21 protein-coding genes and 1 pseudogene are annotated in these 21,210 nt (G+C 54.1%); 16 read left to right on the top strand and 6 right to left on the bottom strand.

The window, feature by feature from the left end; translation table 11 throughout:
- Positions 1-65: 65 nt before the first annotated feature.
- The gene (gene grxB / locus MUA00_RS20935) at positions 66-713 is read right to left on the bottom strand and encodes a glutaredoxin 2 (RefSeq protein ID WP_271124898.1); all 648 of its coding nucleotides are present in this window, start codon (positions 711-713) and stop codon (positions 66-68) included.
- A 126-nt stretch (positions 714-839) separates the two neighbouring features.
- Positions 840-1,154, bottom strand: a pseudogene (locus tag MUA00_RS20930) (multidrug efflux MFS transporter MdtH); the annotation flags it as partial.
- 157 nt (positions 1,155-1,311) lie between these two features.
- On the opposite strand from MUA00_RS20930, the gene rimJ reads away from it, so the two are divergent.
- The 5 genes from rimJ (at position 1,312) to MUA00_RS20905 (ending at position 5,748) form a co-directional block, all read left to right on the top strand.
- The gene (gene rimJ, locus MUA00_RS20925; protein ID WP_271124897.1) at positions 1,312-1,896 is read left to right on the top strand and encodes a ribosomal protein S5-alanine N-acetyltransferase; all 585 of its coding nucleotides are present in this window, start codon (positions 1,312-1,314) and stop codon (positions 1,894-1,896) included.
- Between the two features lie 9 nt (positions 1,897-1,905).
- Positions 1,906-2,553 (top strand): YceH family protein, encoded by a 648-nt coding sequence (locus tag MUA00_RS20920; RefSeq protein ID WP_271124896.1) that lies wholly within the window; start codon positions 1,906-1,908, stop codon positions 2,551-2,553.
- Positions 2,554-2,556: 3 nt separating this feature from the next.
- On the top strand, positions 2,557-3,480 hold the full coding sequence (locus MUA00_RS20915) for a Gfo/Idh/MocA family protein (protein WP_271124895.1): 924 nt from the start codon (positions 2,557-2,559) through the stop codon (positions 3,478-3,480).
- A 118-nt stretch (positions 3,481-3,598) separates the two neighbouring features.
- Positions 3,599-5,134 (top strand): murein biosynthesis integral membrane protein MurJ, encoded by a 1,536-nt coding sequence (murJ, locus tag MUA00_RS20910; protein ID WP_271124894.1) that lies wholly within the window; start codon positions 3,599-3,601, stop codon positions 5,132-5,134.
- Between the two features lie 128 nt (positions 5,135-5,262).
- Entirely contained in the window at positions 5,263-5,748 is a 486-nt protein-coding gene (locus MUA00_RS20905; protein ID WP_271124893.1) for a cold-shock protein, read from the top strand.
- Between the two features lie 59 nt (positions 5,749-5,807).
- Here MUA00_RS20905 and flgN read toward each other — a convergent pair whose 3' ends face one another.
- The 3 genes from flgN to flgA form a co-directional block, all read right to left on the bottom strand.
- Positions 5,808-6,233: a flagella biosynthesis chaperone FlgN gene (flgN, locus tag MUA00_RS20900; protein WP_271124892.1), complete on the bottom strand. Its 426-nt coding sequence runs from the start codon at positions 6,231-6,233 to the stop codon at positions 5,808-5,810.
- Positions 6,234-6,237: 4 nt separating this feature from the next.
- A complete protein-coding gene (gene flgM, locus MUA00_RS20895) occupies positions 6,238-6,531 on the bottom strand; it encodes a flagellar biosynthesis anti-sigma factor FlgM (RefSeq protein WP_271124891.1) in 294 nt (97 codons plus the stop codon).
- Between the two features lie 93 nt (positions 6,532-6,624).
- Positions 6,625-7,284, bottom strand: coding sequence for a flagellar basal body P-ring formation chaperone FlgA (flgA, locus tag MUA00_RS20890; protein WP_271124890.1), 660 nt, complete (start codon positions 7,282-7,284; stop codon positions 6,625-6,627).
- A gap of 152 nt (positions 7,285-7,436) precedes the next feature.
- Here flgA and flgB point away from each other — a divergent pair, with 152 nt between their 5' ends.
- The 11 genes from flgB to flgL all read left to right on the top strand — a co-directional run bounded on the left by flgB (position 7,437) and on the right by flgL (position 17,326).
- Complete coding sequence (flgB, locus tag MUA00_RS20885; protein WP_271124889.1) at positions 7,437-7,853, top strand: flagellar basal body rod protein FlgB; 417 nt, start codon at positions 7,437-7,439, stop codon at positions 7,851-7,853.
- A 2-nt stretch (positions 7,854-7,855) separates the two neighbouring features.
- The gene (flgC, locus tag MUA00_RS20880; RefSeq protein WP_271124888.1) at positions 7,856-8,260 is read left to right on the top strand and encodes a flagellar basal body rod protein FlgC; all 405 of its coding nucleotides are present in this window, start codon (positions 7,856-7,858) and stop codon (positions 8,258-8,260) included.
- An 11-nt stretch (positions 8,261-8,271) separates the two neighbouring features.
- Positions 8,272-8,946 (top strand): flagellar hook assembly protein FlgD, encoded by a 675-nt coding sequence (flgD, locus tag MUA00_RS20875; protein ID WP_271124887.1) that lies wholly within the window; start codon positions 8,272-8,274, stop codon positions 8,944-8,946.
- Positions 8,947-8,972: 26 nt separating this feature from the next.
- Positions 8,973-10,220: a flagellar hook protein FlgE gene (gene flgE / locus MUA00_RS20870; RefSeq protein ID WP_271124886.1), complete on the top strand. Its 1,248-nt coding sequence runs from the start codon at positions 8,973-8,975 to the stop codon at positions 10,218-10,220.
- A 20-nt stretch (positions 10,221-10,240) separates the two neighbouring features.
- Complete coding sequence (locus MUA00_RS20865) at positions 10,241-10,996, top strand: flagellar basal body rod protein FlgF (RefSeq protein WP_271124885.1); 756 nt, start codon at positions 10,241-10,243, stop codon at positions 10,994-10,996.
- Between the two features lie 31 nt (positions 10,997-11,027).
- Positions 11,028-11,810, top strand: a complete 783-nt coding sequence (gene flgG, locus MUA00_RS20860; RefSeq protein ID WP_271124884.1) for a flagellar basal-body rod protein FlgG — start codon at positions 11,028-11,030, stop codon at positions 11,808-11,810.
- A 55-nt stretch (positions 11,811-11,865) separates the two neighbouring features.
- Positions 11,866-12,561: a flagellar basal body L-ring protein FlgH gene (locus MUA00_RS20855; RefSeq protein ID WP_271124883.1), complete on the top strand. Its 696-nt coding sequence runs from the start codon at positions 11,866-11,868 to the stop codon at positions 12,559-12,561.
- Between the two features lie 12 nt (positions 12,562-12,573).
- Positions 12,574-13,668, top strand: a complete 1,095-nt coding sequence (locus MUA00_RS20850; protein WP_271124882.1) for a flagellar basal body P-ring protein FlgI — start codon at positions 12,574-12,576, stop codon at positions 13,666-13,668.
- Positions 13,668-14,609, top strand: coding sequence for a flagellar assembly peptidoglycan hydrolase FlgJ (gene flgJ / locus MUA00_RS20845; RefSeq protein WP_271124881.1), 942 nt, complete (start codon positions 13,668-13,670; stop codon positions 14,607-14,609). The genes MUA00_RS20850 and flgJ overlap by 1 nt, the downstream gene beginning before the upstream one ends.
- A 75-nt stretch (positions 14,610-14,684) precedes the next feature.
- Positions 14,685-16,346 (top strand): flagellar hook-associated protein FlgK, encoded by a 1,662-nt coding sequence (gene flgK, locus MUA00_RS20840; RefSeq protein ID WP_271124880.1) that lies wholly within the window; start codon positions 14,685-14,687, stop codon positions 16,344-16,346.
- Between the two features lie 17 nt (positions 16,347-16,363).
- Positions 16,364-17,326 (top strand): flagellar hook-associated protein FlgL, encoded by a 963-nt coding sequence (gene flgL, locus MUA00_RS20835; RefSeq protein ID WP_271124879.1) that lies wholly within the window; start codon positions 16,364-16,366, stop codon positions 17,324-17,326.
- 155 nt (positions 17,327-17,481) lie between these two features.
- On the opposite strand, the gene rne is transcribed toward flgL, so the two are convergent.
- Complete coding sequence (gene rne, locus MUA00_RS20830) at positions 17,482-20,754, bottom strand: ribonuclease E (protein WP_271124878.1); 3,273 nt, start codon at positions 20,752-20,754, stop codon at positions 17,482-17,484.
- Positions 20,755-21,210 lie beyond the last annotated feature (456 nt).

The following is a 21,210-nucleotide window of genomic DNA, read 5'->3' as shown; positions in this document are numbered from 1 at the left end:
CCGTAAGTAATAAAACGGTCAGCCTGTTCGGGCTGACCGTTAGTTTTTATAAATACCGCAATAAACTAAATGGCGATGGAGGAGAGCAAGTTAACCTGCGTTTGTTTCGCCATATTGTCGCGGTAGTCCCTGACGCGGCTTGGATACTCAATCCCGGCAACCAGCGTCAGATTACGCAGCAGTGGGAAGAGTTGAATATCGTCTTCGGACAGCTCGCCGTTCACGGCATTTGGTTGAACAATGAGCTTATCAAGCTTACGCAAATCATCGCTGATTTTCTTAATAAGCCCCGGCGAATGTGCAAGATGTTCTTCAAACGAGCCAATCATGCCTTCTTTCTTTTTGGTGAAATACGCACGTGCCTCAGGCGTGGCGAACTCATCAAAAGGCGCTTTTGCGATGCGCGGCAGCAGCAGGTTCTGCACGTAAGTATTGACCTGCCGCAACCATTCCCCGATAGCCGCATTGGTTGAGCCAGTCAGCAGCGGTTTGCCGTCAAGCTTATCGACGTAATGCACGATATCCATGCTTTCGGGCAGATAGCGGCTATCGTCTTTTTGCAGAATCGGCGCCATTTTCTGGCCAACCATCTTCGTTGGGGTGGCTTCGTCGTCGTTTAACAGGACGTTGAGTTCAACGGGGATATTCTTCAGCCCAAAAATCATGCGTGCTTTCACGCAAAACGGGCAGTGATCGTAAATATATAATTTCACATTCTCCTCCATTTGCTGGTGGCGGACAAAATCCGTTAACAATCAAGTATGGAAGAGAACGCTTAAGCCCGCAAACTAAGCGCCCGGTTCCAGTATTGAAGGCGCAGCGGGTTTCGGGCTGAATTGCTACCACAAAGCGAGTAGCGTGATGAATCCGATAATGCCCAGCATCACCCATGGCAACTCGGGCTGATCCAGGCTTTTTCCGGCGTCAAAAAGCCAGCCGCCGCAGGCGTAACCAAACGCGCCGCCGATGGCCAGTCCCAGACGGCTGAACTCCCTATAACTTCCGCGCGCTCTGGAATCCGCAAGGGACGCGCCAGGCGTTTCGCGTGCCGGTTCAGCAATAATTGAGCCGATATAGAACACGCAGATTAAGGTGAACAACCGTTGCAAATTGTTGGTCAGGCCGATGGGCAGCATGCCGGTGACGATCATTATTTTCTTATCGTTCTGCAGGTTCGATTGAACCCTTTCATCGAAAAAAATTATGACGAGTTAAGAAATCTGCATGTTGTTGTTTTCCTTCCTCCCACAGGCGCAGGTATAGTAATTAACCTGGGCTTGTAAAATTGTGGGATGTGAGGAGCAGGGGAACATGTTTGGTTACCGCAGTAACGTGCCGAAAGTGCGTTTAACAACCGACAGGCTGGTGGTGCGTCTGGTCTATGACAGAGATGCCTGGCGACTGGCAGATTATTACTCTGAAAACCGCCAGTTTTTAAAACCCTGGGAACCCGTCCGCGATGACAGTCACTGCTATCCCTCAGGCTGGCAGGCCCGCCTCGGCATGATCAATGAAATGCATAAAACCGGCAGCGCCTGGTACTTCGCCCTGCTTGATGAAGATGAAAAAGAGATCCGCGGCGTGGCGAATTTCTCAAACGTCGTGCGCGGCTCGTTCCACGCCTGCTATCTCGGCTATTCGCTGGGAGAAAAATGGCAGGGGCAGGGACTGATGTTTGAAGCCCTGACCTCCGCGATTCGCTATATGCAGCGCAGCCAGCATATTCACCGCATCATGGCGAACTATATGCCGCATAACAAGCGCAGCGGCGACCTGCTGGCGCGCCTGGGTTTTGAAAAAGAAGGCTATGCCAAAGATTATTTGCTCATTGATGGCGTCTGGCGGGACCACGTCCTGACGGCGCTGACGACAAAAATTTGGACCCCCGGCCGTTGAGGATGTGAGATGAAATATCAGTTAACTGCGCAAGAAGCGCGCGTGGTGGGCAGCCTGCTGGAAAAGCAGGTCACCACACCGGAACAGTACCCAATGTCCGTTAACGGCGTGGCGGCGGCCTGCAACCAGAAGACCAACCGCGAGCCGGTTATGGATCTTAAAGAACACGAAGTGCAGGACACGCTGGATAATCTGGTCAAGCGCCACTTTCTGCGTACGGTGAGCGGCTTTGGTAATCGCGTGACGAAATACGAACAACGCTTTTGCAACTCTGAATTTGGCGATCTCAAACTCACGCCAGCGGAAGTCGCCGTTGTAACCACGCTGCTGCTGCGTGGCGCGCAAACGCCGGGCGAGCTGCGCAGCCGCGCCGGAAGAATGTATGAATTTAGCGATATGGCGCAGGTAGAAACTACCCTGGAAACGCTGGCAAACCGCGAAGACGGCCCGTTTGTTGTTCGTCTTCCTCGCGAACCGGGAAAACGCGAAAGCCGCTATATGCATTTATTCAGTGGAGAAGCGGAGGCACAGGCCGTGGCTGCAAGCGCTGTGGCGGAACCCGCCGGGGATCTGACCGCGCGCGTCGAACAGCTTGAAACCGAAGTGGCGGAATTAAAACAGCGCCTTGATTCACTGCTCGCACATCTGGGAGATTAAACGATGGCTAAACTTCGCGTGGGCGTAGTCGGTCTCGGTGGGATTGCGCAAAAAGCCTGGCTGCCGGTGTTAAGCGCCGCAAGTGACTGGACGCTGCTGGGAGCCTTTTCCCCGACCAGGGAAAAAGCGCAGAAGATCTGCGATACATATCGCATTCCCTACGTTTCATCTATTGCCGATCTTGCCGCTCAATGTGATGCCGTGTTTGTCCATAGCGCAACCAGTAGCCATTTCGCGGTAGTCAGCGAGCTGTTGCAGGCGGGCGTTAACGTCTGCGTGGATAAACCGCTGGCGGAAAATCTGGCGGATGCCGAAAGGCTGGTAGAGCTTGCCGAACGCAAAAAACGCACCTTAATGGTGGGCTTCAATCGCCGCTTTTCACCGCTCTATCAGGAGCTAAAAACAAAACTGACGGCGGGCGCATCACTGCGCATGGATAAACACCGTGCCGATAGCGTCGGGCCGAACGATCTGCGCTTTACCTTGCTTGATGATTATCTGCACGTAGTGGACACCGCGCTGTGGCTCGCCGGCGGCGAGGCGCAACTGCAAAGCGGAACCCTTCAGACTAATGAGCAAGGGCAAATGCTGTTTGCCGAACATCATTTCGCCAAAGAACACCTGCAAATCACCACCAGTATGCATCGCCGCGGGGGAAGCCAGCGTGAGTGGGTGCAGGCCGTCACCGACGGCGGGCTGTTTGAGGTAACGGACATGCGCGACTGGCGTGAAGAGTGCGGAGCAGGGATTGTTAATCGCCCGGTGCCCGGCTGGCAAAGCACGCTTGAACAGCGCGGGTTTGCAGGCTGCGCGCGTCACTTCCTTGAAAGTGTGGCAAATCAGACAGTTCCTGAAACCTCCGGAGAGCAGGCGCTGCTGGCGCAAAGGGTGGTGGAAAAGCTCTGGCGCGAAGCGATGAGCGAATAAACCTGTAACAACTGAAGGTAGTAATTCGGCGGCGTATCGGTAGACTACGCTGCAGAATCTTGATGCCCCTGAAAACGCCTGCAACGCAGGCGTCGATGTTTGTGGAACAGCATAATAAATGAATCTTTTAAGATCGCTGGCTGCCGTCAGCTCGATGACCATGTTTTCACGCGTGCTGGGATTTGCACGCGACGCCATTGTGGCAAGGGTTTTTGGGGCAGGGATGGCGACGGATGCCTTTTTTGTGGCATTCAAACTACCGAACTTACTGCGTCGAATTTTTGCCGAAGGCGCATTTTCACAGGCGTTCGTACCTATTCTGGCCGAGTACAAAAGTAAGCAGGGCGAAGACGCCACGCGCGTGTTTGTCTCTTACGTTTCCGGACTGCTGACCCTTGCTCTGGCGGTGGTCACCGTTATCGGGATGATCGCCGCGCCCTGGGTCATCCTGGTTACGGCTCCCGGATTTGCCGACACCGCGGAGAAATTTGCGCTGACGTCCGATCTGCTGCGCATCACCTTCCCATATATTTTGCTTATCTCGCTGGCGTCGCTGGTGGGGGCGATTCTCAACACCTGGAACCGTTTTTCCGTTCCGGCATTTGCACCCACTTTCCTTAACCTCAGCATGATTGGTTTTGCGCTGTTTGCCGCGCCGCACTTTAATCCGCCGATTCTTGCGCTTGCCTGGGCGGTTACCGTGGGCGGCGTGCTGCAACTGGGCTGGCAGCTTCCGCATCTGAAGAAAATCGGCATGCTGGTGCTGCCCCGCGTCAATCTGAAAGACGCAGGCGCAATGCGCGTCATCAAGCAGATGGGGCCTGCGATCCTGGGCGTATCCGTCAGCCAGATTTCACTTATCATCAATACCATTTTTGCTTCCTTCCTTGCTTCCGGCTCGGTGTCCTGGATGTATTACGCCGATCGTCTGATGGAGTTTCCGTCCGGCGTGCTGGGCGTGGCCCTGGGCACGATTTTACTGCCGTCGCTCGCTAAAAGTTTCGCCAGCGGCAACCATGATGAATATTCGCGTTTGATGGACTGGGGTTTACGCCTGTGCTTCCTGCTGGCGCTGCCGAGCGCGGTGGCATTAGGCATCCTGGCAAAACCGCTCACCGTCTCTTTATTCCAGTACGGCAAATTTACCGCCTTTGACGCCGTCATGACGCAACGCGCGCTGGTAGCCTATTCCGTCGGTCTGATGGGGCTAATAGTGGTGAAGGTTCTGGCGCCGGGTTTTTACTCGCGCCAGGATATTAAAACGCCGGTCAAAATCGCGATTGTCACGTTAATCCTCACGCAACTGATGAACCTTGCGTTTATCGGACCGCTCAAACATGCGGGCCTGGCGCTGTCTATTGGTCTGGCCGCCTGCATTAACGCAAGCCTGCTGTACTGGCAGCTTCGCAAGCAGGATATCTTTCAGCCGCAGCCGGGCTGGGCCGCTTTCTTGTGGCGTTTGTTCGCCGCGGTGATTGTGATGTCCGCAGTGCTGCTGGGCATGATGTACATCATGCCCGCCTGGGACATGGGGAATATGGCATACCGCTTAGCGCGTTTGATGGCCGTGGTCGTAGCCGGCATCCTGGCGTATTTCGCAACGCTTATGGTGCTGGGCTTTAAGGTTAAGGACTTCGCCAGAAGGACAATATAAGTTTTTCAGGCGGTGGATGCGGCTTATCCGCATCCACGCTACTAATATTGTAGAGAAGGCAGGGGTTGTGCTTTAAACTACGCGCTGCAAAATTTGACATGTTGAACGATTAATTAGGCGGTAAAGCGATGAACGGGACAATCACAACCTGGTTTGAAGAAAAAGGTTTTGGTTTTATCAAAGATGAAAACGGCGATAACCGTTATTTCCATGTGATTAAAGTCGCCAATCCTGAGCTAATCAAAAAAGATGCTGCGGTGACCTTTGAACCCACCACCAATAATAAAGGCCTGTCGGCTTATGCGGTGAAAGTGGAGCCGGAAAGCAAATACATCTTTATTGCCGGCGAGCGTATTAAAATCACCTCCATTAAATCCTTCCTGGTTTACAGCGAAGAAGTGCCGGCGGACGCGAAGATTGATAAAGAGAATGCGGTGCTGTCGGTCGGGTTGCTGATGAACAGCATTCGTCCGAAGCAGGAGAAGAAGGCCGATGAGATGCGCAAGCTTAAGAAGCTTGCGGTCACCACCTTCCAGGGCACCACGCACATTTTTTCTGAGGATGAAATTGACGTTGAGGCGACCATGAAGATCCTCAAGGCGCTGCCTCGCTAAGAGAATTTTGGAATGCGCTGATTAAGAAACAAAAAACCGGCCAATGAGCCGGTTTTTTGTTATATCGTTATTTTTTTATTACTGCCACGATTCACCGTCGTGGCTTGTCCATCGGCCCCATAAAGATCGGGTTCCTGGTGCGGCTTAAGTACGGCCAGTGCCTGCTCATTACGCGCTAGCTGATCTTCTAACAGCCAGCCGTTATGTTGGTTAATATCGCGCAAGTGCTGCGTTTTTTGCGTAATCGTCTGCCAGCGAAGGCTGACATCCGTGCTGGAAGCAGCCTCCTGGTTTTGCAGTTCGCGCCGTTGCTGTTCAAGATAATCAAGCGTCGCAAGCAGCGAGCTTTTATCTTCAGTAATGCGCTGTAATGCGCTGCCATTTACATGGCCTGCAGACAGTTGTTGCTGCTCGGCGTCCATCACTTCTTTAAGTGAATTGAGCACCGCAGTCATTTGATCCAGCACTTCTAACAGACGACTCATGCAATTATTTACTCTGTAAGTAGCTTTGGGCTTCCTGGATCAGCGCATCGGCGATTTTGCCGGTATCCATTTTCAGCTCACCGTTACGGATGGCTGTTTTAAGCGCTTCCACGCGTTCCATATTAATGTCGCTAGTGCCCGGCTGCATCAGCTTCGCTTGTGCATCGCTTAACGTGACGTTAGTGCTTTCAGCCGTGGTGCTTTTTACCAGGCGATTTTTTTGTGCCTGAGTATCGGTAGTTTCGCGCGGCTGAACGGTGCTTACCGGTTTTAAAGGCGACGTGCGATCAATGCTCATTGTTTTATCCTCATTGAGGGGGCTCACGGCGGAGAGCCTGTCAAAATCATTGTTAATTATTTATCGGCAGCCGCCGCAGAATCTTTAAAAAGATTATAGATTAATAAGAATATTCCCATCCGGGTCCACCGTGCCGCTCACTATCTGCCCTGAGGACATACGCACCCGGGCATTTTGCGCCACAGCCGCGTTATTTAATGCCTGTCCTTCGCTATTCACGCTAAAGCCGTCACCTGCCGCCACCACCTGAACACGCTGCCCGGCTTTCACTCGCCAGGACTGGCGCACCATCGACAGCATAATCGGCTGGCCTGGCGCGATGTCTCTTAACGTTATCGCATTGTTTGCCTGGTCAAGACTGAGCATCGTACGCGGCGGCAACTGGTCCAGACGCCCGCGTTTCATTTGTACGTTACTTTCGTTAAGCGCCGTTCCCCGGGCTAAAGCCTGGGCTGCGACAACGTAATCTCCGCTGGCTGCGACAACGGCCTGAATGTAGCGCTTGTCGTTCCCGCAGCGCGCCTGAATGCTGACGTTGCCCCACATTCGGCCATTGTTTGGCATCACGAAGTCGGGCTGCGGGCAGGCAGGCAACTGGGCTTCAGGCGTTTTCACCGTCACTGATACGTCGTCGCTTATGCCTGCCAGACGCTGTTGGAAAAACTGGGTTAGCGGCGCATCAAGCGGACTTGCGCTTGCCAGTTGTGAAACCAGCAATACCGCGATGCCACCCCAGATTTTCAGACTCTTCATGACGCTACTCCTTGTTCAGGTTGCAGTGATTTTAACCGCAGGCGGAATTGATCAAGGCGACAAATAGCGATGCATTTTGCGTTTATTCCGTCGATAACGCACGCGTAAGGGGCCGTAAGCTGTCGGACAAATCCTAATTATGCGGAGGGAACATGCTCGACAAACTGGACGCCGCGCTGCGATTTCAGCAAGAAGCGCTTAATTTGCGCGCCCAGCGTCAGGAGATTCTGGCGGCGAATATCGCCAATGCGGACACGCCTGGCTTTCAGGCGCGCGATATCGATTTTGCCAGCGAAATGAAAAAAGTGATGGATCGCGGGCGCGCAGAAGGCAGCGGTGTGGCTCTGGCGCTGACCTCTTCCCGTCATATTCCGGCACAAACCCAATCCGTCCCGCAGATGGATCTTCTCTACCGCATTCCTGACCAGCCATCGATGGACGGCAACACCGTCGATATGGACAGGGAACGTACGCAATTTGCGGATAACAGCTTGAAATACCAGTCCGACTTGCAGGTTCTGGGCGGGCAAATCAAAGGCATGATGTCCGTGCTGCAACAGGGTAACTAATCATGGCATTACTGAACATTTTTGATATCGCCGGTTCGGCAATGACCGCGCAGTCCAAACGTTTGAACGTCGCGGCCAGTAACCTGGCGAACGCCGACAGCGTGACCGGGCCAGACGGCCAGCCGTATCGCGCAAAACAGGTTGTTTTTCAGGTCGACGCAGCGCCCGGTGCGCAAACGGGCGGCGTAAAGGTCAGTGAGGTGGTGGAAAGCCAGGATCCTGACAAATTGGTTTATCAGCCAGGTAACCCGCTGGCGGATGCGAAGGGTTATGTACGGATGCCGAATGTGGACGTGGTGGGTGAGATGGTGAACAGCATGTCCGCTTCGCGCAGCTATCAGGCCAACGTGGAAGTGCTCAACACCGTGAAAAGCATGATGTTGAAAACCCTGACTCTCGGTCAATAAAGGAGTAACACATGTCTATCGCCGTTAATGTGAACGACACAACCAGCGCCAGCAGCACGTCGAGTATCTCAACCAGCTCGACAAGCAGCTCTTCGGATCTGCAAAGCAGCTTTCTGACGCTGCTTGTGGCGCAGCTAAAAAATCAGGATCCAACGAACCCGCTGGAAAACAACGAACTGACTTCGCAGCTTGCGCAGATCAGTACGCTTAGCGGTATCGAAAAACTCAACACCACGCTTGGCGCGGTCTCAGGCCAGTTAACCAGCAATCAGCAGGTGCAGGCAACGACCCTGATTGGGCATGGCGTTATGATCCCGGGTACAAAAATTCTGGCAGGCAGCGAGGCAACCACGCCGTTTGGCGTTGAGCTGCAGCAGGCCGCCGATAAAGTCACCGCCACTATTACAGACAGCAGCGGTCAGGTTGTACGTACCATTGATATCGGTAGCCTGTCCGCAGGCGTTCATACCTTCACCTGGGACGGCAGCACGACCGATGGCACCGCCGCGCCGGACGGCGCCTATAACGTATCAATCGCTGCCAGTAACGGCAGTACCCAACTGGTGGCTCAGCCGCTCAACTTCGCCCTGGTCAACGGCGTGACCAACAATACCGATGGTTCAACTTTGCTGGATCTCGGGACCTACGGGACCACCACCCTCGACGAAATCAGGCAGATTATTTAAGCCTTTAACCTTTGCAGGAGTAAGACATGGCCTTTTCTCAAGCGGTCAGCGGCCTGAATGCTGCGGCCACTAACCTGGACGTGATTGGCAACAACATTGCCAACTCCGCCACCTACGGCTTTAAAGCCGGTACCGCTTCTTTTGCGGATATGTTTGCCGGTTCCAAAGTAGGTCTTGGCGTGAAAGTCGCGGGCATTACCCAGGACTTTAACGACGGCACCACCACCAGCACCGGGCGCGGCCTGGACGTTGCCATTAGCCAGAGCGGTTTCTTCCGTCTGGTGGATGATAACGGTTCCGTGTACTACAGCCGTAACGGCCAGTTCAAGCTGGATGAAAATCGCAACCTGGTGAACATGCAGGGCATGCAGTTGACCGGCTATCCGGCAACCGGCACCCCGCCAACCATCCAGCAGGGTGCAAACCCGGTTGGGTTGTCTGTACCGAATACGCTGATGGCCGCTAAAACGACCACCACCGCTGCGATGCAGATTAACCTGAACTCTACGGATGCCGTGCCGACAAAAGCCTTTGATGCCACAGATTCCGATACGTACAACAAGAAAGGCACCGTCACCGTTTTTGACAGCCAGGGCAACGCCCATGACATGAACATTTTTTATGTCAAAAATTCGGATAACACATGGCAAATCTATACCCAGGACTCCTCCGTTGCTGATGCTGCGGTAGAGTCAAAAGGCTTTATGCGTTTTGATACAAACGGCTCTTACTTAGGTATCAGTGCGACGGCGACAGAAGTTCCTGCTTCCCCTTCTACCTGGCCGACAGAAATCTCTGTCACGACCGAGGCGGTAAACGGCGCCACAGCCGCAACTTTCTCCCTGAGCTTCCTGAACTCCATGCAGCAGAACACCGGCTCTAACAACATTGTGGCAACCAGCCAGAATGGTTACAAGCCAGGCGACCTGGTGAGCTATCAGATCAACGACGACGGCACCATTGTCGGCAACTACTCCAACGAACAGACCCAAGTGCTGGGCCAGATCGTACTGTCGAACTTTGCAAACCCGGAAGGCCTGGCCTCTCAGGGCGATAACGTCTGGGCTGCGACCAACGCATCTGGCGTTGCGCTGCTGGGCACAGCGGGCACCGGCAACTTCGGTACGCTGACCAACGGCGCGCTGGAGGCCTCAAACGTCGATCTGAGTAAAGAACTGGTGAACATGATTGTCGCGCAGCGTAACTATCAGTCCAACGCGCAGACCATCAAAACCCAGGATCAGATCCTCAACACCCTGGTTAACCTGCGCTAATCATCTGACGGGATGGCTTAATGGATCACGCAATTTATACCGCCATGGGCGCGGCAAGTCAGACGCTGAACCAACAGGCGGTGACGGCCAGCAACCTGGCAAACGCCTCCACACCGGGTTTTCGTGCGCAGCTCAATGCCCTGCGTGCGGTGCCGGTAGAAGGGCTGTCAATGCCAACCCGTACGCTCGTTACCGCCTCGACTCCCGGGGCGGATATGAGCCAGGGGCAGCTTGATTACACCCAGCGCCCGCTGGACGTCGCCCTGCAACAGGATGGCTGGCTGGCGTTACAAAGCGCGGACGGCACAGAAGCTTATACCCGCAACGGTAATATGCAGGTCAGTCCTGCCGGGCAGTTGACCATCAACGGGCAGCCGGTTATGGGCGACGGCGGGCCGATTGCTGTTCCCGAAGGTGCTGAGATTACCATTGCCGCTGACGGGACAATCTCGTCTCTGAATGCGGGCGACGCGCCGAATACCGTGGCGCCTATTGGCCGTTTGAAATTAGTCAAAGCGACCGGTCAGGAAGTGATGCGTGGCGATGATGGCTTCTTTCGCCTGAACCCGTCTGCGCAGGCCGCACGTGGCGCGACCTTGCAGGCTGATCCGAGCATCACGGTAATGCCCGGCGTGCTGGAAGGCAGCAACGTAAAGCCCGTGGAAGCCATGGCTGACATGATTGCCAACGCCCGTCGCTTTGAGATGCAAATGAAGATGATCTCAAGCGTTGATGAAAACGAGCAGCGTGCTAACCAACTGCTGTCGATGAGCTAAACGGCCGTCGCGTAAATAACAGGAATTCAACATGATCAGTTCGTTATGGATCGCCAAAACGGGCCTCGACGCCCAGCAAACCAATATGGATGTGATTGCCAACAACCTGGCAAACGTCTCCACCAATGGTTTTAAGCGTCAGCGCGCGGTATTTGAAGATCTGCTCTATCAGACTATTCGTCAGCCGGGGGCGCAATCTTCTGAGCAAACCACGCTGCCGTCTGGTCTGCAAATTGGTACCGGCGTGCGTCCGGTAGCAACGGAGCGTTTACACAGCCAGGGCAATCTTTCTGAGACCAACAACAGTAAAGATGTGGCCATCAAAGGCCAGGGCTTCTTCCAGGTCCAGTTGCCGGATGGCTCAAGCGCCTACACCCGTGATGGTTCATTCCAGGTCGATCAGAATGGCCAACTGGTGACGTCCGGCGGTTTCCAGGTTCAGCCTGCGATTACTATTCCGGCTAACGCCCTGACGATAACCATCGGGCGTGACGGCATCGTAAGCGTGACCCAGCAAGGCCAGGCACAGCCTGTTCAGGTAGGTCAGCTTAACCTGACTACTTTTATGAACGACACCGGACTGGAAAGCCTGGGCGAAAACCTTTATGCCGAAACCCAGTCTTCCGGTACGCCGAATGAAAGTACGCCGGGGTTAAACGGAGCAGGGCTGTTGTATCAGGGGTATGTCGAAACCTCTAACGTGAACGTCGCTGAGGAACTGGTGAATATGATCCAGGTTCAGCGCGCTTATGAAATCAACAGTAAAGCGGTCTCTACCACAGACCAGATGCTGCAAAAACTGACGCAACTGTAAGATGTTTGCCGGTGCGTTTGCGCGCGCCGGCTGTTGAGACCTGAAGATGAAAGCAATGCAAAAACCTATGGTTCTTCGTCCTGTCGTGATGTGCCTGGTGCTGGCGACAAGCGGCTGCGCTCTGATACCTACTAAACCTCTGGTTGAAGGGGCCACGACTGCCCAGCCGGTACCCGGCCCGGCGCCCGTGATTAACGGCTCTATTTTCCAGACTGCGCAACCTGTGAATTACGGTTATCAACCGCTGTTTGAAGATCGTCGTCCGCGTAACGTCGGTGATACGTTGACCATTCAGCTTCAGGAAAATGTCAGTGCCAGCAAAAGTTCTTCGGCGAATGCCAGCCGCGATGGCAAAACGAATTTCGGCCTGGACGTCACGCCGCGCTATCTCGAAGGCCTGTTTGGCAACGATCGCGCATCCATTGATGGCTCAGGCGGCAACAGCTTTACCGGTAAAGGCGGCGCGAACGCCAGCAATACCTTCAGCGGCACATTAACCGTCACGGTTGATCAGGTGCTGGCTAACGGCAACCTGCACGTGGTGGGCGAAAAACAAATCGCCATCAATCAGGGCACCGAATTCATTCGCTTCTCAGGCGTGGTGAATCCGCGCACGATCAGCGGCAGCAATACCGTGGCATCCACTCAGGTGGCCGATGCCCGTATCGAATATGTCGGTAACGGCTATATCAATGAAGCGCAGAACATGGGTTGGCTGCAGCGCTTCTTCCTTAATTTATCGCCGATGTAAGCGAGGGGTATCATGGTCAAATATTTATTCGCGGTGCTGATGCTGATGTCTTCACTCGCGCAGGCCGAGCGTATTCGCGACCTGACAAGCGTTCAGGGCGTGCGTGAAAACTCCCTGATTGGTTATGGTTTGGTGGTGGGCCTTGACGGGACGGGCGATCAGACAACGCAAACGCCTTTTACCACGCAAAGCCTGAACAACATGCTTTCGCAGATGGGAATCACCGTGCCGGCGGGCACCAACATGCAGCTTAAGAACGTAGCGGCAGTTATGGTGACGGCGAAATATCCCGCGTTTGCGCGCTCCGGACAGAATATCGACGTTGTCGTTTCTTCTATGGGGAACGCCAAAAGCCTGCGCGGCGGTACGCTGCTGATGACCCCGATGAAAGGGGTGGATAACCAGGTTTACGCGCTGGCGCAGGGTAACATTCTGGTCGGCGGCGCGGGTGCGGCCGCGGGCGGAAGCAGCGTGCAGGTGAACCAGCTTAACGGCGGACGCATCACCAACGGCGCGGTTATCGAACGTGAACTGCCGGGCACCTTCGGCCAGGGCAACGTAATTAACCTGCAGTTAAACGACGACGATTTCACTCTCGCCCAGCAAATTACCGACACCATTAACCGTTCTCGTGGTTACGGCAGCGCTTCTGCGCTGGATGCTCGCACGATTCAGGTTCGTGTCCCAAGCGGCAACAGCTCGCAGGTGCGTTTACTGGCGGATATTCAGAATCTGGAAGTTAACGTGACGACTCAGGATGCGAAAGTCATCATTAACTCGCGCACCGGCTCGGTGGTTATGAACCGTGAAGTGACGCTGGATAGCTGCGCTATCGCTCAGGGCAATCTCTCTGTCACCGTTAACCGTCAGGCACAGGTTAGCCAGCCGGATACGCCATTTGGCGGTGGACAGACCGTTGTCACTCCGCAAACGCAAATCGATTTACGCCAGAGCGGCGGGGCGCTTCAGCGCGTCAACTCCAGCGCCAACCTCAACAACGTGGTGCGTGCGCTCAATACCCTTGGCGCGACGCCAATGGAGCTAATGTCGATTCTGCAATCAATGCAAAGCGCAGGATGCCTGCGTGCGAAAGTGGAAATCATCTGATGCTCAACGATACCCAGTCACTGGCAAATGCCGCGTGGGATGCAGGCTCCCTTAATGAGCTAAAAGCGAAGGCCGGGCAGGATCCAAAGGGCAACATGAAGTCGGTTGCCCGCCAGGTGGAAGGGATGTTCGTACAGATGATGTTGAAAAGCATGCGAGAGGCGCTGCCGAAAGACGGCATTTTCAGCAGCGAACAGTCACGTATGTACACCAGCATGTATGACCAGCAAATCGCACAGCAGCTCAGCGCCAAAGGGCTGGGGCTTGCGGACATGATGGTTAAGCAAATGGGTGAAAACGCCGACCCGTCGGAAGAGGCGGGCAAGGTGCCGATGAAGTTTGATTTGCAGACGGTAACCAGCTTCCAGAATCAAACCCTGACGCAAATGGTGCGTCAGGCCATTCCCAAAGCGCCTTCTAATGAAGAGCCGCTTAGCGGCGACAGTAAAGACTTTCTCGCCCAGCTTTCGCTTCCGGCACGGCTGGCGAGCGAGCAGAGCGGTATTCCTCATCACCTGATTCTGGCGCAGGCTGCGCTGGAGTCCGGCTGGGGACAGCGACAAATTCTCACCGCTAACGGCGAGCCGAGCTTCAACCTGTTTGGCGTGAAGGCGACTTCCAGTTGGAAGGGCCCGGTAACGGAAATTACCACCACCGAATTTGAAAACGGTGAGGCGAAGAAAGTTAAAGCCAAATTCCGCGTGTACGGCTCGTATCTTGAGGCGCTCTCCGACTATGTGGGGATGTTGACCCGCAATCCGCGCTACGCCGCAGTCACCAATGCCAGCACGCCAGAGCAGGGCGCTCAGGCGTTGCAGAACGCCGGATACGCCACCGATCCGAACTACGCGCGCAAGCTTACGGGCATGATTCAGCAGCTTAAGGGCATGAGTGACAAAGTTGCCAAAGCCTACAACAACGATCTGTCAAATTTGTTCTGATTAAACTCAAGTCCCGCGGCAAGCTGCCGATACTATTCGACAGGACCCGTGACAATACGTGCTTAAGGAAACTCCATGTCCAGTAGCCTGATTAACAGTGCCATGAGTGGCCTGAGTGCTGCTCAGGCGGCGCTAAATACCGTCAGTAATAATATTTCAAACTACAACGTAGCGGGCTATACCCGCCAGACGACATTACTGTCTCAGACCAACAGCACCCTGGGCGCCGGCGGCTATACAGGAAACGGTGTGTATGTAAGCGGTGTGCAACGTGAATACGATGCGTTTATCACCAATCAGCTTCGCGCAGCGCAAACCCAAAATAGCGGCCTGAGTACGCAGTATCAGCAGATGTCAAAAATTGACGATCTGTTCTCCGGCACCACTAATACGCTGGCGACGACCATGCAAAGCTTCTTTACCGGGCTGCAAACGCTGACCAGCAACGCCGAAGATTCGGCGGCTCGTCAGGCTCTGCTTGGCCAGTCTGAAGGGCTGGTAAACCAGTTTAAAGTGATGGATCAGTATCTGCGGGACCAGGATAAGCAGATTAACGGCTCCATCCAGAGCAGCGTTGAACAAATCAATAACTACGCTTCGCAGATTGCAAACCTCAACGATCAGATTTCCCGCCTGAAAGGTATCAGCGGGGGCGCTGCGCCAAACGACCTGCTCGATCAGCGTGACCAACTGGTCAGCGAACTGAATCAGATTGTTGGCGTAGAAGTCAGCGTGCAGGATGGCGGCAGTTACAACGTTTCCGTCGCTAACGGAATTTCTCTTGTACAGGGAAGCACCGCGAAGCAGCTTGCGGCTGTGCCGTCCAGCGCCGACCCTTCACGAATCACCGTGGCCTATGTAGATAAAGTTGCAGGCACGGTTGAAATTCCTGAAAGCCAGTTAACCACCGGTTCGTTGGGTGGGCTGTTAACGTTCCGGAGTCAGGATCTCGACAAAGCACGTAATAGCCTTGGGCAATTAGCTTTGTCGTTTGCTGATTCGATTAATAAACAGCATACCCAGGGTTATGACGCCAATGGCGACGAGGGCGACGACCTGTTCAGCATTGGCAGTCCATCGGTGCTCAGTAACACTAAAAATAAAGGTACAGGCGAACTGACGGCGACCGTTGACGATAGCTCAAAAGTTCAGGCAAGCGATTATAAAGTTGTGTTTGGTGATTCAGGTTGGGAAGTCACTCGTTTATCTGATAATGCAAAAATTGACCCTACGCTTGCAAAAGATACTGATGGGAATGTTACCGGCCTGGAATTTGATGGGCTGACAATTAGCGTCAGTGGCGCGGCTAAAGCAAACGACAGCTTTACCGTGAAACCGGTCTCTAACGCCATTGTGAACATGAGCGTGAAGATCACTGATGAAAGCAAACTTGCGCTCGCTTCTGACTCTGATTCGGGCGACAGCGATAACCGCAACGCGCAGGCTTTAGTCGATCTGCAGAATGCTAAACAAGTCGGCGGGACTAAATCGTTTAACGATGCCTACGCGGGTCTTATCAGCGATATCGGCAATAAAACGGCCAGCCTGAAAGTGACCAGCACCACCCAAAGCAATGTGGTAACCCAGCTTAGCAACCAGCAGCAATCCATCTCCGGGGTTAACCTGGATGAAGAGTATGGCAACCTGCAACGTTATCAGCAGTATTACCTGGCTAACGCGCAGGTTCTACAAACCGCATCAAGCATATTTGATGCGCTGCTCTCATCAATTCGATAACTGAGGAGTCATAGCGAATGCGTATCAGCACTCAGATGATGTACGACCAGACAATGCGCGGCGTGACTAACGCCCAGAGCGCATGGCTGGGCTATGGTGAACAAATGTCGACCGGTCTACGAGTCAACAGGCCTTCTGACGATCCGGTTGCGGCTTCCCAGGCGGTAGTGTTGTCCCAGGCCCAGTCGCAAACCAGCCAGTACGCGCTGGCCCGAACTTTTGCAACACAAAAAGTTTCGCTGGAAGAAAACGTGCTGTCGCAGGTGACGACAGCGATTCAGACCGCGCAGGAAAAGATTGTTTATGCGGGTAACGGAACGTTGAGCGATGATGACCGTGCTTCTCTGGCAACAGAGCTTAGCGGGATCCGCGACCAGCTTCTGAATCTGGCAAACAGTACTGACGGTAACGGCCGCTATATTTTTGCCGGTTACAAAACCGAAACGGCTCCTTTTACCGATGGCGCCGACGGGGTTAGCTACGATGGCGGTAACACGGCTATTACACAATCTGTGGACGCCTCCCGCACGATGACAATCGGCCATACGGGGACCCAAGTTTTTAACACCATCACCAGTAATGCGTTAGCTGAACCGGATAAGACAGATCCTGAAACCGATCTATTCAAAATGCTGGATACCGCCATTGCAGCCTTAAACACGCCGGCTGAAGATCTTGATGATGATAAGAAAGCCGAGTTAACCGCGGTGATTGATAAAACTAACCGTGGCCTTAAGAACTCGCTCAACAACGTTTTGACCGTACGTTCAGAGCTGGGTACTCAGCTAAATGAGTTAAGTGCTCTTGACTCATTGGGCGACGACCGCGCGGTGGATCAGAAGACGCAGATGAGCAGCCTGGTTGACGTTGACTGGAACTCAACGATTTCCTCTTACACAATGCAGCAGGCCGCGCTTCAGGCGGCATATAAAGCGTTTACTGACATGCAGGGCATGTCTTTGTTCCAGTTGAATAAGTAATAGTTTTGATTTTGGGCGTGTCTTGAAACTGGACACGCATCATGTGCCCACTTCCGCACCCCGGAGTGGGCTTTTTTTTGCCCGTTATTCCGGATGGATACCGACATAAAAAAAGCCGGTCAGTTGCCTGACCGGCTTTTCATTAGAGCCTGCTATTACTCGGCGCTTTGTGGACGAGTCGCTGGCGCTGTTGCCTGGTGCGTTGCGCTATGACCGCCAGCGGAACCGCGACCGGTAAACTCAAATGCTGGTCGAACCCAGTTGCTTGGACGCTCTGGCTCTGGCGAGTAGTCAGGTGCAGGCGCGCGAGTCATCGGCGCAGTCGCATGCTTAACCGCGTGCGGAACCGGTACAGGCGCAGCCACTGGTACTGCTGTCACTGGCGCTGTTGGTTCAGGCTCTACGGCAGGCGCAGGCGTCGCTTCAACAACCGCTACCGCTTCAGGTTTCGGTTGAACAGGCTTGCTCTCTTCAGCCGTTGCAACCGGCGCTTCTGGTGCAGTTTGCTCCACCATAACAGGCGCTATTTGCGCAATTTCTGCAGCCTGAACCTCTTCCTGAGACGTTTCATCCGCAGCAGGAGCCACTTCTTCAATTACCTGTTCAGCGACGACTTCGTCCTGCTCGGCAATGATATGCGGCTGCTCGGTAACCGGTGTGGCAATGACTTCCGGATGCGTGGTTTCAACTGCAGGCTCAGCCACAGGCGTTTCCTGAACGACAGGTTCAGACACCGCCACTTCTGCAGGCTGCTGAACGGCTGCTGCGACTGGCGCTTCTACAACCGGTGCTTGTGCAATAACAGCATTGTCCTGCGCTTCCTCTTGCGCTACTTCGTCCTGACGGACGATAGGGTAGCTTATCCAGGCTTTACCGGATGCCAGCTCAGGCGATGCGCAGGCCACCGTTAACGGCATTGGCGACTGGGCAGGGTAGCGTTCATCACGATAGCGACGACGGCGCTGGCCGCTTACGCGCAGATGACGCGGAGAGCGACGTGAACGACGTGGCATGCCGTTAGAATCATTGCGTGAATCGCCGTTGTCATCCTGCTCGTTAACCGGCGCTTCAACCACGGCTGGCAACGGAATGGTAGCCAGCTCGGTGTGCGACGTTTCGGCTGCTTGCGCCGGTGTTTCTTCTTGCGCCGCCGCTGTTGCTGCTGCCTGAGCTGCAGCAATGTCTTCAACTGATTCGAAACGAACTTTCTGAGTCAACTGACGCTGTTTACGGCGCGGCATAACCTGAACACGTTCTTCCTGTTCGGCTTCGACCTCGACGGTTTCTTCGCGTTGCAGAACTTTAACTTCCTGCGGCGCCTGACGTTTGTCATCGCTGCGACGGCGGTTGCGCTCGCGGCGTGGCTGCTGTTGCTCATCACGTACTTTCGGTTTTTCAACTTCTTCCGCTACGTTCTGACTCGTTTCACGAACTTCCGCGTTTTGCTGCTGGCCCTGGCGACGGTTGCGACGGTTTTCATCACGGTTCTCGCGCGGTTCGCGACTTTCACGACCTTCACGGTTTTCGTTACGATTATCACGGTCGCGGTTGTTGCGATCGCCCCGGTCACGACGGTTATTCTGGCGGCGGTTGTTGCGACGCTCCTGGCCCTGACGTTGAGTTTCAGCTTCAGCCGGCTTCTCTTCTTTTACTTCTTTGCTCTCAACGGTAGCTTCACCGGCAAACAAGTTTTTCAGCGCGCTTAAGATACGGCTAACGAGCCCTGGCTGCGCAGGCGCTTTAGGCTGTACAGGCGCGGCAGGTTTCGCTGCGGCTACAGGTTTCGCTGCTGGAGCGGCTTCCTGCGGAGCAGGCGGCACGTCCGGCATCACGAAGGTTGCCAACGCTGGCTGCTCAGGGCGTTTACGCTCGGCATACTCTTCATCAGAAGGCATCGCCATTTCTTCTTCATGCAGCTTAGGCAGCATGTAGCTCAGCGTTTTGGTTTCTTCGCCTTTGCGCACGCGCAGTACGGAGTAGTGTGGCGTTTCCATCTGATCGTTTGGCACGATAATGGCTTTCACACCGCCCTGACGGGTTTCGATGGCGCTTACCGCGTCACGTTTTTCGTTCAGCAGATAAGAAGCTACCTGTACCGGAACGATGGCGTGAACTTCCTGGGTGTTCTCTTTCAGCGCTTCTTCTTCAATCAGGCGCAGAATAGAGAGCGACAGGGATTCGTTATCGCGGATGGTGCCGGTACCGCTACAGCGCGGGCAGACGTGATGGCTTGACTCGCCCAGTGAAGGGGAGAGGCGCTGACGTGACATTTCCAGCAGGCCGAAGCGTGAAATATGGCTGATCTGGATACGGGCGCGATCCTGACGAACCGCTTCACGCAGGCGGTTTTCAACCGCGCGCTGGTGGCGAACCGGGGTCATATCGATAAAGTCGATAACGATCAGGCCGCCAAGGTCACGCAGGCGAAGCTGGCGGGCGATTTCATCCGCGGCTTCAAGGTTGGTGTTAAACGCCGTTTCTTCGATATCGCCACCGCGGGTTGCGCGAGCGGAGTTGATGTCGATAGCGGTCAGCGCTTCTGTGGTGTCGATAACAATCGAACCGCCGGACGGCAGACGGACTTCACGCTGGAAAGCGGATTCAATTTGCGACTCAATCTGGTAGTGGCTGAACAGCGGGATTTCACCGGTGTAGAGCTTAATTTTGCTGCTGAAATCCGGACGGCCCAGCGCGCCGATATGCTGGCGAGCCAGCTCAAGCACTTTTGGGTTATCGATAAGGATTTCGCCGATGTCCTGGCGCAGGTAATCGCGGAACGCGCGCACGATAACGTTGCTTTCCTGGTGAATCAGGAACGGCGCAGGGCGGCTCTCAGCGGCTTTCAGAATGGCTTCCCAGTGCTTCAGACGGAAGCTTAAATCCCATTGCAGCGCTTCAGCGGACTTACCCACGCCTGCGGTACGTACAATCAGACCCATGCCGTCTGGCAGTTCCAGGGAGGAAAGGGCTTCTTTCAGTTCGGTACGGTCGTCACCTTCAATGCGGCGAGAGATACCGCCGGCACGTGGGTTGTTCGGCATCAGCACCAGGTAACTGCCGGCCAGGCTGATAAAGGTCGTCAGGGCGGCACCTTTATTACCGCGCTCTTCTTTATCAATCTGGACAATCACTTCCTGGCCTTCGCGCAGAACATCTTTAATGTTCGGACGGCCATGTGATGAATAATTAGACGGGAAGTACTCGCGGGCAATTTCTTTAAGAGGGAGGAAACCATGACGTTCCGCGCCGTAATCTACAAATGCCGCTTCCAGACTGGGTTCAATGCGGGTGATTTTTCCTTTATAGATGTTGGCTTTTTTCTGTTCGTGTCCTGGGCTTTCAATATCCAGATCGTACAGACGCTGCCCATCTACAAGGGCGACACGCAACTCTTCTTGCTGAGTCGCGTTTATTAGCATTCTTTTCATCGTAACTTACTCATTATTCTTACATTGGTGATTAGCTACGGGCATGGTGACGCTGACCGGGAATGAACCGATGGCCTCGTGACTAAACGCATAGTCGCCAACCTCACGGTTGTCGCTTGCTGAGAGGCGCAAAGTGTCGGTAGCCTGTATTTCATACGGAAATACAGCGCAATTATCGTGGGAATAACCTTAGAATATTTCTTAAGAGTTGATTCCATTTTACCGGCCAGGCTGCAACCCGCAGCCCGCTAACTGCCTGAAAGTACAATACGTCTTACGCCATTGCTGCGTGGATGTTCATTCAGACAAAAAAGGTAATTCCGCAAAATTCCTTGCACTAACAAGTATCAACACGGAAAACCGCAACATTATTCCATTGCTAACCTTATTATAGCAAGATGACTTTTGCCTTTGGTGCCTCGTTTCTTACAGTTTTTTAACTCGCTTTTTTCTTTC

It is taken from the genome of Dryocola boscaweniae, assembly GCF_025215095.1.
In the GTDB taxonomy this organism is placed as follows: domain Bacteria; phylum Pseudomonadota; class Gammaproteobacteria; order Enterobacterales; family Enterobacteriaceae; genus Dryocola; species Dryocola boscaweniae.
This window is presented reverse-complemented; position numbering and strand designations above follow the sequence as displayed.

Bases quoted from the DNA above. Each gene is read 5' to 3' on its own strand.
- rimJ (WP_271124897.1), top strand. From the start codon at position 1,312: ATGTTTGGTTACCGCAGTAACGTGCCGAAAGTGCGTTTAACAACCGAC.
- MUA00_RS20920 (WP_271124896.1), top strand. From the start codon at position 1,906: ATGAAATATCAGTTAACTGCGCAAGAAGCGCGCGTGGTGGGCAGCCTG.
- MUA00_RS20915 (WP_271124895.1), top strand. From the start codon at position 2,557: ATGGCTAAACTTCGCGTGGGCGTAGTCGGTCTCGGTGGGATTGCGCAA.
- murJ (WP_271124894.1), top strand. From the start codon at position 3,599: ATGAATCTTTTAAGATCGCTGGCTGCCGTCAGCTCGATGACCATGTTT.
- MUA00_RS20905 (WP_271124893.1), top strand. From the start codon at position 5,263: ATGAACGGGACAATCACAACCTGGTTTGAAGAAAAAGGTTTTGGTTTT.
- flgN (WP_271124892.1), bottom strand. From the start codon at position 6,233: ATGAGTCGTCTGTTAGAAGTGCTGGATCAAATGACTGCGGTGCTCAAT.
- flgM (WP_271124891.1), bottom strand. From the start codon at position 6,531: ATGAGCATTGATCGCACGTCGCCTTTAAAACCGGTAAGCACCGTTCAG.
- flgA (WP_271124890.1), bottom strand. From the start codon at position 7,284: ATGAAGAGTCTGAAAATCTGGGGTGGCATCGCGGTATTGCTGGTTTCA.
- flgB (WP_271124889.1), top strand. From the start codon at position 7,437: ATGCTCGACAAACTGGACGCCGCGCTGCGATTTCAGCAAGAAGCGCTT.
- flgC (WP_271124888.1), top strand. From the start codon at position 7,856: ATGGCATTACTGAACATTTTTGATATCGCCGGTTCGGCAATGACCGCG.
- flgD (WP_271124887.1), top strand. From the start codon at position 8,272: ATGTCTATCGCCGTTAATGTGAACGACACAACCAGCGCCAGCAGCACG.
- flgE (WP_271124886.1), top strand. From the start codon at position 8,973: ATGGCCTTTTCTCAAGCGGTCAGCGGCCTGAATGCTGCGGCCACTAAC.
- MUA00_RS20865 (WP_271124885.1), top strand. From the start codon at position 10,241: ATGGATCACGCAATTTATACCGCCATGGGCGCGGCAAGTCAGACGCTG.
- flgG (WP_271124884.1), top strand. From the start codon at position 11,028: ATGATCAGTTCGTTATGGATCGCCAAAACGGGCCTCGACGCCCAGCAA.
- MUA00_RS20855 (WP_271124883.1), top strand. From the start codon at position 11,866: ATGCAAAAACCTATGGTTCTTCGTCCTGTCGTGATGTGCCTGGTGCTG.
- MUA00_RS20850 (WP_271124882.1), top strand. From the start codon at position 12,574: ATGGTCAAATATTTATTCGCGGTGCTGATGCTGATGTCTTCACTCGCG.
- flgJ (WP_271124881.1), top strand. From the start codon at position 13,668: ATGCTCAACGATACCCAGTCACTGGCAAATGCCGCGTGGGATGCAGGC.
- flgK (WP_271124880.1), top strand. From the start codon at position 14,685: ATGTCCAGTAGCCTGATTAACAGTGCCATGAGTGGCCTGAGTGCTGCT.
- flgL (WP_271124879.1), top strand. From the start codon at position 16,364: ATGCGTATCAGCACTCAGATGATGTACGACCAGACAATGCGCGGCGTG.
- rne (WP_271124878.1), bottom strand. From the start codon at position 20,754: ATGAAAAGAATGCTAATAAACGCGACTCAGCAAGAAGAGTTGCGTGTC.